This is a genomic window from Nitratireductor sp. L15S-10, assembly GCF_045011005.1.
Classification (GTDB): domain Bacteria; phylum Pseudomonadota; class Alphaproteobacteria; order Rhizobiales; family Rhizobiaceae; genus Nitratireductor.
The window spans coordinates 3,056,093-3,067,255 of sequence record NZ_CP120674.1 but is presented as its reverse complement, the minus strand read 5'-3'; the positions used below and the strand labels follow the sequence as shown (position 1 = coordinate 3,067,255).

Annotated in this window: 12 protein-coding genes; 7 read left to right on the top strand and 5 right to left on the bottom strand. The window is 61.0% G+C overall.

The genetic code is table 11. The annotated features are described in order from the left end of the window. Positions 1-10: 10 nt before the first annotated feature. Genes ccoP through ccoN form a run of 4 tightly spaced genes read right to left on the bottom strand, consistent with a single transcriptional unit; the run spans position 11 to position 3,428 of the window. Positions 11-877, bottom strand: a complete 867-nt coding sequence (gene ccoP / locus P2W41_RS14650) for a cytochrome-c oxidase, cbb3-type subunit III (RefSeq protein ID WP_404933548.1) — start codon at positions 875-877, stop codon at positions 11-13. Between the two features lies 1 nt (position 878). Continuing rightward, positions 879-1,031, bottom strand: coding sequence for a cbb3-type cytochrome c oxidase subunit 3 (locus P2W41_RS14645; protein ID WP_404933547.1), 153 nt, complete (start codon positions 1,029-1,031; stop codon positions 879-881). A gap of 12 nt (positions 1,032-1,043) precedes the next feature. Continuing rightward, positions 1,044-1,775: a cytochrome-c oxidase, cbb3-type subunit II gene (gene ccoO / locus P2W41_RS14640; protein ID WP_367715709.1), complete on the bottom strand. Its 732-nt coding sequence runs from the start codon at positions 1,773-1,775 to the stop codon at positions 1,044-1,046. 12 nt (positions 1,776-1,787) lie between these two features. Then, positions 1,788-3,428 (bottom strand): cytochrome-c oxidase, cbb3-type subunit I, encoded by a 1,641-nt coding sequence (gene ccoN, locus P2W41_RS14635; protein ID WP_404933546.1) that lies wholly within the window; start codon positions 3,426-3,428, stop codon positions 1,788-1,790. 157 nt (positions 3,429-3,585) lie between these two features. Here ccoN and hemN point away from each other — a divergent pair, with 157 nt between their 5' ends. Next, entirely contained in the window at positions 3,586-4,962 is a 1,377-nt protein-coding gene (gene hemN, locus P2W41_RS14630; RefSeq protein WP_404934987.1) for an oxygen-independent coproporphyrinogen III oxidase, read from the top strand. Between the two features lie 340 nt (positions 4,963-5,302). On the opposite strand, the gene P2W41_RS14625 is transcribed toward hemN, so the two are convergent. Next, positions 5,303-5,611, bottom strand: a complete 309-nt coding sequence (locus P2W41_RS14625) for a DUF6455 family protein (RefSeq protein WP_292899460.1) — start codon at positions 5,609-5,611, stop codon at positions 5,303-5,305. A 182-nt stretch (positions 5,612-5,793) separates the two neighbouring features. Here P2W41_RS14625 and P2W41_RS14620 point away from each other — a divergent pair, with 182 nt between their 5' ends. From P2W41_RS14620 to P2W41_RS14595, 6 genes are all read left to right on the top strand, one after another. After that, complete coding sequence (locus P2W41_RS14620) at positions 5,794-7,281, top strand: PAS domain S-box protein (protein WP_404933545.1); 1,488 nt, start codon at positions 5,794-5,796, stop codon at positions 7,279-7,281. Continuing rightward, the gene (gene fixJ / locus P2W41_RS14615) at positions 7,274-7,891 is read left to right on the top strand and encodes a response regulator FixJ (RefSeq protein ID WP_292899464.1); all 618 of its coding nucleotides are present in this window, start codon (positions 7,274-7,276) and stop codon (positions 7,889-7,891) included. The genes P2W41_RS14620 and fixJ overlap by 8 nt, the downstream gene beginning before the upstream one ends. 130 nt (positions 7,892-8,021) lie before the next feature. After that, entirely contained in the window at positions 8,022-8,384 is a 363-nt protein-coding gene (locus P2W41_RS14610) for a DNA-binding response regulator (RefSeq protein WP_404934986.1), read from the top strand. Between the two features lie 67 nt (positions 8,385-8,451). Beyond that, the gene (locus tag P2W41_RS14605; protein WP_404933544.1) at positions 8,452-9,120 is read left to right on the top strand and encodes a helix-turn-helix domain-containing protein; all 669 of its coding nucleotides are present in this window, start codon (positions 8,452-8,454) and stop codon (positions 9,118-9,120) included. Positions 9,121-9,537: 417 nt separating this feature from the next. Further along, positions 9,538-10,332 (top strand): ABC transporter permease, encoded by a 795-nt coding sequence (locus P2W41_RS14600; protein ID WP_404933543.1) that lies wholly within the window; start codon positions 9,538-9,540, stop codon positions 10,330-10,332. Then, positions 10,329-11,054, top strand: coding sequence for an ABC transporter ATP-binding protein (locus tag P2W41_RS14595; protein ID WP_292899472.1), 726 nt, complete (start codon positions 10,329-10,331; stop codon positions 11,052-11,054). Before P2W41_RS14600 ends, P2W41_RS14595 begins: the two co-directional genes overlap by 4 nt. Positions 11,055-11,163 lie beyond the last annotated feature (109 nt).

Below are 11,163 nucleotides of genomic sequence, written 5' to 3'. Positions count from 1 at the left end.
CGGGATGCGGCTACTCGCCGCCGCCGAGCGAGTGAACGTAGACCGAAAGCTGCTTGACCGTCGGGTCGCCAAGCCGCTCCTGCCAGGCCGGCATGACGCCGTGTCTGGGCTGGCGCACCTGTGCGGCGATCTCGGCTTCGCTGGAACCGTAGAGCCAGATCGCATCGGCAAGGTTCGGCGCGCCGAAGGTCACGTCGCCTTGACCGGCATCGCCGTGGCAGGAGGCGCAATTGTCGGCGTAAACCTGTGCACCGGCCTCTGCCAGAGCCGGATCGGACGGCGTTCCGGTGAAGGAGACCACATGGGCCGCCACCTGGCGGATCTCCTCACGGCTCAGAATGTCGTCGAAGGCCGGCATTTCGCCAAAACGCGTGTCGTCGTCGCCATCGAAGCGGACGCCATGCGCGATGGTGTGATGGATCGCCTCGATGTCTCCGCCCCATAGCCAGTCGTCGTCGTTGAGGTTCGGATAACCGGCAGAGCCCTGCGCGCCGGACCCATGGCACTGTGAACAGTTGACCTTGAAGGCGGCGTCGCCTGCTGCGGTGGCAAAACGGCGAAGCGTTTCGTCGGCGAGGATTTCATCCAGCGGCTTTTCCGCGATGGCTGCGCGCAAATCGGCCTGCTGAGCCGAGACGGCGTCCATCGTCGTGGCGAATTCCTGTCGGCTCGAATAACCCAGAACGCCCTTGGTGGCGTCGCTGATCAGCGGCCATGCAGGGTAGGCGATGGTGTAGCCGATGGACCAGACGATGGTGGCGTAGAAGGTCCACACCCACCAGCGCGGCATGGGATTGTCGAGTTCCCTGATTCCGTCCCACTCATGACCAGTGGTCGAGACGCCCGAGACCTCGTCGATATGTTCTTTCTCACTCATCTCAATCGTCCTTCAGCGGGATGCGGGCGGCTTCCTCGGCGCTCTTCCTGCTTCCGGGGCGGAAGGCGAAAAGAACCGTGCCAATGAAGAAGAGGGCCATGAAGAGAAGGCCCCAGCTATCGGCAAACTGCCGGAGCGCGGTATAGGCTTCCATGATCGTTCCTCCTCAGCGGTAACCGGCGGCTTCGTCATAGGTCGAGAAATCGACCAGCGTGCCGAGCATCTGCAGATAGGCGACCAGCGCATCCATTTCGGTGAGCGCGTCGGGGTTGCCGTCGAAATCGCCGAGCACCGCCTTGGGATAGCGCTCTTCGAGACCGGATGTATCCGCGTCGGGGTCGGCCTGTGCGCGAAGATCCGCATTGGCGTTGGCGATCATGTCTTCCGTGTAGGGCACGCCGACACGCAGATTGGCGATCAGCTCGGTCGAGAAATCATTGATCTCGAGCGGCGTGTCCTTGAGGAACGCGTAGCTGGGCATGATCGATTCCGGCACTACGGAGCGTGGCTCTATCAGGTGATCCACATGCCATTCGTTGGAGTAGCGGGCACCCACACGGGCGAGATCAGGCCCGGTGCGCTTCGACCCCCACTGGAAGGGATGATCGTACATGGATTCGGCGGCGAGGCTGTAATTGCCGTAGCGCTCCACCTCGTCGCGGAAGGGACGGATCATCTGGCTGTGGCAGGTGTAGCAACCCTCGCGGATATAAATGTTGCGACCAGCCAGCTCCAGCGGTGAATAGGGGCGCATGCCCTCCACCTTCTCGATCGTGTTCTCCAGATAGAAGAGGGGCACGATCTCGACGATGCCGCCGATTGTCACCACCAGGAACGACCCGACCAGAAGGAGCGTGGCGTTCTTTTCGATGATCTTGTGTTTGTCCAGCAATGCCATCGTCAGGGCTCCTTAACCGGCACTTTGAAGGGAAGGGGCGGGTTGGGCGACGGCGCCGCCGATCGGCGCTTCCTTGCGCTCATGGCCAAGGATGGTCATGGCCAGATTGTAGGCCATGACGAGGCCACCGAGCAGGAAGAGCACACCGCCGAGCGCGCGCACCACATAGTAGGGGTGCATGGCGGCAACGGTTTCGGCGAACGAGTAGACCAGGAAGCCCTGATCGTCGTATTCGCGCCACATCAGGCCCTGCTGGATGCCCGACACCCACATGACGGCCGCGTAGACGACGATGCCGAGGGTGGCGAGCCAGAAGTGCCAGGTGACGAGCCGCAGCGAATAAAGCCGCTCGCGGTTCCACAGTTTTGGCACGAGATAGTAGAGCGCGCCGAAGGTGATCATGCCGACCCAACCGAGTGCGCCCGAATGCACATGGCCGATGGTCCAGTCGGTGTAGTGCGACAGCGAGTTGACCGCCTTGACCGACATCAGCGGGCCCTCGAAGGTGGACATGCCGTAGAAGGCGACGGCCAGAACCATCATGCGGATGATCGGGTCGGTGCGCAGCTTGTCCCAGGCGCCCGAAAGCGTCATCAGGCCGTTGATCATGCCGCCCCAGGAGGGCATCCACAGCATGATGGAGAACACCATGCCCAGCGTCTGCGCCCAGTCGGGCAGGGCGGTGTAGTGGAGGTGGTGCGGACCGGCCCAGATATAGAGGAAGATCAATGCCCAGAAGTGGATGATCGACAGGCGGTAGGAATAGACCGGGCGGTTCACCTGCTTGGGGATGAAGTAGTACATCATGCCCAGGAAGCCGGCGGTCAGGAAAAAGCCCACCGCATTGTGGCCGTACCACCATTGCGTCAGTGCGTCCTGCACGCCGGCGAAAAGCGAATAGCTTCTGGAACCGAAGGGCGAGACCGGCACTGCCAGATTGTTCACCACATGCAGCATGGCGATGGTCACGATGAACGACAGGTAGAACCAGTTGGCCACATAGATATGCGGCTCCCTGCGCCTGAAGATCGTGCCGAGGAAGACGATGAGATAGGCGACCCAGACCACGGTGAGGAACAGGTCTACATACCATTCGGGTTCGGCATATTCGCGGCTCTGGGTGATTCCGAGCAGATAGCCGGTTGCCGCCATGATGATGAAGAGCTGATAGCCCCAGAACACGAACCAGGCGAGGTTGCCGCCGAAGAGGCGGGCCCGGCATGTGCGCTGCACCACATAGAAGGACGTGGCGATGAGCGCGTTGCCGCCGAAGGCAAAGACGACCGCGGATGTGTGCAGCGGGCGCGTGCGGCCGAAATTGAACCAGGGCTCGATGTTGAGGTCCGGATAGGCAAGCTGCAAGGCGACCACCACGCCGACGAGAAAGCCGACTATGCCCCACACCGTCGTGGCGATGACGCCATAACGCACCGGACCGTCCATATAGCCATCCGTATCCCGCCTGAGCGGGATTGAGGCTGCGTCGGCCGGCGCAAAGCTCGTGTTGCGCATCAATACGATCGCCGATCCAAGCAGGACAAAGAACAGAACCCACATATGGGCCTGAAAGGCTGAATCCTGCGCCAGACCCGCAGCGGCCAGTGCTGCAAATGCAGCCAGGCTGACCAGTACGATCTCGGTGCCAAATCTCATTGCTGTTTCCCCAGTTCAGAAAAGCTTGCGGGAATCCGTTCCCCGATTCTCACGCGTCACACTTCGGGCAATGGAGGCGGTGGCGCCTTGATCTGCGTCAAAGCCAGCTCTGCCGTGGCGTGAAAAGACACGTTTCGGACAACAGGGGATGATTGCGATGCAGCGCGCAGGAGAACAGGTCAGCGGAACCGGGCCCGCCCCCCGCTATGCGGAGGCGGTGCCGCGCTATACGAGCTATCCCACCGCGCCGCATTTTCATGCGGGCGTGACCGGCGAAACCTTTCGTGGCTGGCTGGGCGAGACGGGTGAGGAAGAGGCTCTTTCGCTCTATGTGCACATCCCGTTCTGCGACCGGCTGTGCTGGTTCTGCGCCTGCCACACCAAGATGACGCGCCGCTATGAGCCCGTGGCTGCCTTTCTCGATGCGCTTTTCTTCGAGATCCGCACGGTGGGTGACATTCTGAAGGGGCGCGGACGTGTCCGTGCGCTCCATTTCGGCGGCGGCTCGCCGACCATGCTGCGCGCAGACGATATTGTGCGACTGGGCAGCGCGCTCAAAACGGCCTTCAATTTTGCCGACAATGCCGAAATCAGCGTGGAGCTCGACCCCAACGACATGGACGAGGCGCGCTTCGATGCGCTTGCTGAAATCGGCATGACGCGCGCGAGCCTCGGTGTTCAGGACTTCGACCCGCGGGTCCAGAAGGCGATCAATCGCGAACAGACATTTGAACAGACCAAAGCGGTGGTGGATGGCGTGCGTGCGCGGGGTGTGCGGTCGGTCAATCTCGATCTGCTCTACGGCCTGCCGCACCAGACATGCGAGAGCGTCGCCGACACCATCCGCCAGGCGCTGACGCTTTCACCGGACCGGATTGCTCTTTTCGGCTATGCTCATGTGCCGTGGTTCAAGAAGCACCAGACCATGATCGACGAGGCCTGGCTGCCTGGGCCTGAGCAGCGCTTCGAGCAGCAGCAGGAGACAGCGCGCATCATTTTGGGCGCAGGCTATGAGGCGATCGGGCTTGACCATTTTGCAAAGCCGGACGATCCGCTGGCGGTGGCCGCGCGGCAAGGGCGGCTCTTCCGGAATTTTCAGGGTTATACCGAGGATGCGTGCCGCACACTGATCGGTCTTGGTCCTTCATCGGTGTCGCGCCTGCCAAAGGGCTATGCCCAGAACATGCCGGCGACTGCGCAATACGAACGCAGCGTGCGCGAAGGCGAACTTGCGACCGTGCGGGGCATTGCACTCAGCGAAGAAGACCACGCCCGCGCCTGGGTGATCGAGCGCCTGATGTGCGATTTCGCGTTTTCCGGCGAGGAAGCCGTGCAACGGTTTGGTGCGTGCGGGAGAAGGATCGTTGCCGAGGCGCGGGCTCTGTTGCGTGAACGTGGAAGCGCAACGGGAATGAGGGAGAATGAGGGAATTTTTATGGTTGAAGAGGAAGCGCGACCGCTGGTCCGCTCAACGGCGGCCCTGTTCGACCAGTATCTGACGCGGGGAAGCGCGCGCCATTCTGTTGCGGTTTGATGCGAGCGCGCTCAAGCATCTGCATATTCTGTTCAATTTGAGCCAGCGCAAATCCTTGGTCCACACAGCCCGTTATCCTGTGTGTGTGCGTGAAACGGGCGAACTGCGAACGCACTTTCCAGATTTGCCGCCGTGCCAGACTGGCCGTCATGTCTCACCATGGAAGGCGCTGCCGCCTGATCAGCGGCGTAGACACGGCGGCGGCCGGGCGGACTTGGGGGAAGAAACCGCCCGGCCCACCTGTAGCCCCGAACATCTGTCCCCGATACATGGTGGTGCTTCAGCGATTGCAGCGGAGAATAAGTTTGCAAGTCTATGGTGACAGACGACGCCTGCACTGTCAGAGGCTGGCGTCGTTCGTCTCGGGACGACGGGTTCCACCGTCATCTTTGAGGGCCTGTGACATTGCCTCGAAAACCCCCGCATTGGGACAGAACGCGGGAGGTGTATGGGCTGGCTCTCCGGCCGTCGCGGCCAGCCACACCTCACAGGAGGCCGCGTTGCTGCAGAGCCGGCAGGAGCGGATCGCCGAAGCGAATGTCAAGCCGAGTCGCTCTCTGGCAAGATGCTGGATATCAACGTCGCAACGGTCCATCATTTTGCCCATCAGTTTCGCACGGGTCTCGATGTTCTTTGAAATGCGCGTCATGTCCAAGATCCTCTTTGATCAGCCAATCTGGCGTTCTTGAGCTCAGATGTCTTTGCGCTGGATCAAACGGTCGCTCGAAGCGATGCCATCTACACGGCAACCCGCGTCAGCACGTCACTTGCGGGATGGCCTGCCTGTGGAAATAATGCGTGCATTGAGACGCGGCGGGCGAAGGGGCGAGCGTGAGTCCTGAATTCAATTTGGCCGAACCGGCACGGCGCGCCGGTCTTACAGGTTACGCTGTCGCAGTGGGAGGGAGCGTTGCCCTGCTCGTAGCACGGCTCTGGCTGGACACGGTATTCGGCAGCACCTGGATTTTTTTCCTCGGATCACTGACCACACTCTATGCCGCGATCTTCGGTGGCCGTGCCGCCGGCCTACTGGCGGTGATGCTGGTCACCGGCGCCATTGCACTGATCGGTGTTTTGACATCGCTGCCTGTATCGGTGCCGGTCTTTGCCGCGCTCGTCGCGTTTCTTGTGCTGCTCGCTCACGTCGGCGGCGCCTATTTCAGCGCCCAGGACGCCAGCAGGCAGATGCGCCGGCAACTCGCGGCACGGGACGCGCATCTCAGCTCTATTCTCGACACCGTGCCGGACGCAACGGTGGTGATCGACGACAAGGGCATCATGGTCGCATTCAACCGCGCTGCGGTCCGCCAGTTTGGCTATACGGAGGAGGAAGCACGCGGACGGAACGTCAGCATGCTGATGCCTGAACCGTATCAGGGGCAGCATGATGGCTATATCGAGCGCTACAAACGCACGGGCGAGCGGCGCATTATCGGCATTGACCGGGTGGTTGTGGGACGCCGTAAAGATGGCTCCACCTTTCCGATGAAGCTTGCCGTCGGTGAGATGCAAAGCGGCGGACATACCTATTTCACCGGTTTCATCCGTGACCTGACAGAGCGGGCCGAGACCGAGGCAAAGATGGAGCAGGTTCAGGCTGAACTCGCCCGTCTTGCAAGGCTGAATGAACTGGGGGAAATGGCGTCGACGCTTGCCCACGAACTGAACCAGCCGCTCTCAGCCGTTTCGAACTACGTTCAGGGCTGCAGGCGGCTCCTGAACGATCTCGATCACCCTTTGGCCGAGCGCATGCGCGACGCCCTTGAAGAGACCACGAGGCAGTCGCTGCGTGCGGGCCAGATCATCCGCCATCTGCGTGAATTCGTGTCACGCGGCGAGAGCGAAAAGCAGGCCGAAAACCTTCAGAACCTTGTAGAGGAGGCAGCAGCGCTGGCGTTGATGGGGTCGCGGGAGCTGGGCATTCGAACTGTGTTCGAGTTCGAACCGGATCTTGGCGAAGTTTTTGTGGACCGGGTCCAGGTCCAGCAGATTCTGATCAATCTGATACGCAACGCGATGGAAGCCATGCGCGAAAGCGACCAACGCGAGCTCACGGTCTCTGTAGCGCCCGACGGTGCCGGCTCGATCCACATCGACGTGTCAGATACGGGCTCGGGCGTGCCAGAGGAAATTGCCGAGAATCTCTTCAAACCCTTCGTTTCTTCCAAGCGGGGCGGTATGGGGGTCGGTCTTGCCATATCCAAGAGAATTGCCGAAGCCCATGGAGGCATGTTGAGACTGATGGAGAGCTCCGTCGGGGGAAGCAGGTTCCGTTTCACATTGCCGACGTTGGAAGAACAGGAAATGCACAATGCCTGAAGACGTGGTCATCCACATAGTCGACGACGAGGAACCGGTTCGCAAGTCACTCGCCTTTCTACTCACCATGTCGGGGCATGCGGCAAGAGTGCATGAATCGGCGAGCGCGTTTTTGAAGGTCGCATCAGGTCTGCGCAATGCGTGCCTGATCACCGATTTGCGCATGCCTGACATGAGCGGAGTGGAGTTGCTGCGCCGGCTGGATCAGGAAGGAAACCTCCTGCCGACCATTGTGATCACCGGCCACGGAGATGTGCCGATGGCAGTCGAGGCCATGAAGGCTGGCGCACTGGATTTCATTGAAAAGCCCTTCTCCGATGAGGTTCTGCTGGATGCTGTTTCACGCGCCATCCAGCAGTTGGAGACGAGACCGCAGGCTGACGCAGATGCAAGCATCGTACGAGAGCGGGTCTCGCTGTTGTCTGAGCGTGAGCAGCAGGTCATGCATCGCATCGTTGCCGGACTGCCCAACAAGACGATTGCTTTCGAACTCGACATTTCACCGCGCACGGTTGAAGTGCATCGGGCCAACGTGATGACCAAGATGCAGGCCCGCAACCTTCCCGAGCTGGTCCGGATGGCGCTTCTGGCAGACAATGCGGCGCGCTGAGAAGCGTCTCGTTCGTGCGGCATTTTGATCCAGCGCAATGCGCTGTGGCCGACCATGACCGACATTGCGTGCTGCCGTGGCGGATGGCGCGCATTCTCCCGGCAGTGAGGAGATGCCGGACGTGGCTGGAATGATTCTCGTGGTGGCGCCTGATTCCGCCTTTCGCCTGTCACTGCGCTTCATGCTTGAGACGGAGGGGTTCGACGTTGTTGTATCGGAGAGCATCGAGGAAACCGGCCGGCTGCGCATATATGCTGACTGCATGGTTGTGGATCATGAGGTCCTGACTGGCGCGAGACTGGCCGTCGCGCGGCTTGCAGCGGAAGGCGACCCTGTGGTTCTCCTGGCGGACACGCTTGACGAAATGCCTCAGGCCGAACACGTCCGCACCATCGAAAAACCGCTTCTCGGCAGCGCCGTGGTGAACGCGGTTCGGACGCTTCTGGAGGGGGCGGGCCACAGAGAAAAGCAGGCGCTACGTAGATTCCCGTAGGGGAAAAACCGAATTTCGTGCAGCCTTCGAACGCGGCACACATGGGCGTCACACAACGGAGGCACCCATGTTTGCACAGGCCGCAACTGCACCAAAGCTTACTGTTCCCTTCGGCGCAGGCCAGCATCATGCCGAGGTGCGCAGGGCACCTGCGTCCTTCTCCCCCGACCAGCCTCATCAGGTCATGTTCTATGACGCGAATGCGGAGATCTATGCACAGGGCGAACAGGCCACTGCGCTCTATCAGGTCGAGTTCGGCGCAGTCCGCCTCTATCGCCTTCTTGCCGACGGGCGGCGCCAGATCAGCGCCTTTCACGTGGCCGGCGAAGTGTTCGGGTTCGAAGCAGACGGCCAGCATCATTTCTTTGCCGAGGCTGTGGGGCAGGCCTGCATCCGTGTTTTCCGCAAGCCGGCCGGCGAGACGAACTGGCGCCAGACCCTCGCTGCGGCTCTGGCCGCACTGGTGCGGGCGCAGGAACACCTCCTGGTGATCGGCCGGCAGAACGCTGCCGAGCGCGTCGCCGCCTTCCTGCTCGATATGATGGAGCGCCAGAACAGCGACTGCGCCGTGCAGCTGCCCATGTCACGCACCGACATCGGCGATTATCTCGGCCTGACGATCGAGACCGTATCGCGAACGTTTTCAAAGTTTCGCTCCAGAGGACTTGTGCGCCTGGTGAACACACGCACGGTCGAAATACTGGATGCCGCTACGCTTCGCGCGATGTGTGATTGAAGTGCTTCCTGCCGGCGGCGGTGCCGGTCTCCGCACAGAAGATGGAACGCGGCAGCGCCCGATGACCGGTGGGCTTCTGCGGGGATTGTTCGGCTGGAGACGTCTATAGGGGCTGGTCACCCCCGACCATACGTTGTATGCGCACGGCTCAACCAAAGCAGGGAACGTCGCTGGATTGCCAGTTGTACGTGTCAGCATGATCGCACGAATGCGGACAGACCAGACCCGGGTGCCTCGCCCTCACGATTTCACGCCGTTTGACGCGCGACAGGGCGTGTTTCCTCCGAAGTCGCCCGACTGCGTGCTTCCCGTTTGGAAAACAGGAACAGGATTGCGGAAGGGTATTGCGCCATCCCGGCTATTTATGGCTAACCGGCAATGTCTTTACTCCATGCTGCGTGAACGGGACTGATGCGGATGACCCTGAAAGAGGTGCTTAAAGGGGCAGTCGAAGAGATCGCATCGGGCTTTCGACGCTATCCGGTCTGGGTTGCCTTGGCCCATGAGAGCATTGGCGACCAGCATCGCCGGACGACCCTGGGCCCGCTCTGGCTTGTGCTGAACTATTTTCTTTTCGCCGGCGCCTTTGTGGTCGTGTTCGGCCACCGCAACGAGATCGAGAATTTTCCGGCCTATGTGGCGACTGGACTCTATGTCTGGTTGCTCATGTCCGAGGCCATCAACACGGCCGTGCCGCTTTTTCGACGGGAAGCCAACTACATCAAGGGGACGACGCTGCCGCTGTTCGTCTATGTGATGCGCCTTGCCATGCAGACGGTGATTCGCGGCGCCTATTCCGGCGCGGGCTGGATCGTGCTCATGCTGTTTCTCGTCCAGCCCTCGCTGGAGCAATGGCTGATGGCCTTTGCGGGATTGGCCGTCATCGTTCTGGCGCTGCCGGCCGTCATCACGATTTTTGCCCTGCTGGGCGCCTTTTTCCCGGATTTTGAATTCATAACGAGCAATCTGGTGCGGGTCGGCATGTTCCTGACGCCGATCTTCTGGATCCATGGCAATGATGGCGGGCTGCGGCAGATGCTTTATGAGTACAATCCCTTCACGCATTTTCTCGCCATCGTCCGCCAACCCATCATCAGCGGAGAGTTGCCGGTGATGGAGCTTGTCCTGTGTCTGGGAATCTCGGCCTTTGCCTGGGTCCTGGCATTCTTCCTGCTGGGGGCATTGCGCAAGAAAGTGGTGTTTGTCGTATGACGGTTTCGATCAAGGCCCACTCGGTCGGGCTGCGCTATCGCATCCTGCGTCCGCTCACCCTGCGGCCGAAGGACAAGAGGCTTCTGAAGACGGGCGGGACCATCTCCGGCTCCGGCCGCCGCCAGCATGTCCAGGCGCTCGAGGATGTGAGCTTCGAGCTCTCGGCGGGTGACCGGCTGGGGCTTGTGGGTTCCAATGGGGCGGGCAAGACGACCCTGCTGAAAATGCTCTACGGCATCATGGAGCCGACATCCGGAACGCTGTCGATCTCGGGCCGCGTCGATGCGCTGTTCAACATCAATCTCGGTTTCAGGCCGGAAGCCACCGGCCGGCGCAACATTGAGCTGCGCGGGCTGATCAATGGCTGGACCCGGCGGCAGATCGAGGAGGCCATGCCGGAGATCATCGAGTTCTCCGAGCTTGGCGACTTCATCGACATGCCTTTCAAGTCCTACAGCCAGGGCATGGCCGCGCGGCTGGCCTTCTCCGTGGCAACGACGCTGACGCCTGAAATCCTGCTCATGGACGAGTGGATCGGCGCCGGCGACGCGGCCTTTCAGAAAAAGGCCGGCGAGCGGATGAACGCGCTGACGGGGCAGGCGGGCATCGTGGTGCTGGCCAGCCACAACGACAAGCTGATCCAGCGTGTCTGCAACAAGGTTCTGGTGCTGGAGAAGGGGCGGGTAAAGAAATTCGCGCCGCTGGAGAAGAAACGCGCCTAGCGTGTAGCGCGTCTGCCTGCAACGGCGTGTTGCCCAATGGATGGTCACGAACAATTTCCGTCTGTAACCCTTGAGATGCGCGGCATGGCGCGATAGGAAAAGCACCGGT

Bases quoted from the DNA above. Each gene is read 5' to 3' on its own strand.
- P2W41_RS14645 (WP_404933547.1), bottom strand. From the start codon at position 1,031: ATGGAAGCCTATACCGCGCTCCGGCAGTTTGCCGATAGCTGGGGCCTT.
- ccoP (WP_404933548.1), bottom strand. From the start codon at position 877: ATGAGTGAGAAAGAACATATCGACGAGGTCTCGGGCGTCTCGACCACT.
- P2W41_RS14600 (WP_404933543.1), top strand. From the start codon at position 9,538: ATGACCCTGAAAGAGGTGCTTAAAGGGGCAGTCGAAGAGATCGCATCG.
- fixJ (WP_292899464.1), top strand. From the start codon at position 7,274: ATGCCTGAAGACGTGGTCATCCACATAGTCGACGACGAGGAACCGGTT.
- P2W41_RS14605 (WP_404933544.1), top strand. From the start codon at position 8,452: ATGTTTGCACAGGCCGCAACTGCACCAAAGCTTACTGTTCCCTTCGGC.
- ccoN (WP_404933546.1), bottom strand. From the start codon at position 3,428: ATGAGATTTGGCACCGAGATCGTACTGGTCAGCCTGGCTGCATTTGCA.
- ccoO (WP_367715709.1), bottom strand. From the start codon at position 1,775: ATGGCATTGCTGGACAAACACAAGATCATCGAAAAGAACGCCACGCTC.
- P2W41_RS14625 (WP_292899460.1), bottom strand. From the start codon at position 5,611: ATGACGCGCATTTCAAAGAACATCGAGACCCGTGCGAAACTGATGGGC.
- P2W41_RS14595 (WP_292899472.1), top strand. From the start codon at position 10,329: ATGACGGTTTCGATCAAGGCCCACTCGGTCGGGCTGCGCTATCGCATC.
- P2W41_RS14610 (WP_404934986.1), top strand. From the start codon at position 8,022: ATGATTCTCGTGGTGGCGCCTGATTCCGCCTTTCGCCTGTCACTGCGC.
- hemN (WP_404934987.1), top strand. From the start codon at position 3,586: ATGCAGCGCGCAGGAGAACAGGTCAGCGGAACCGGGCCCGCCCCCCGC.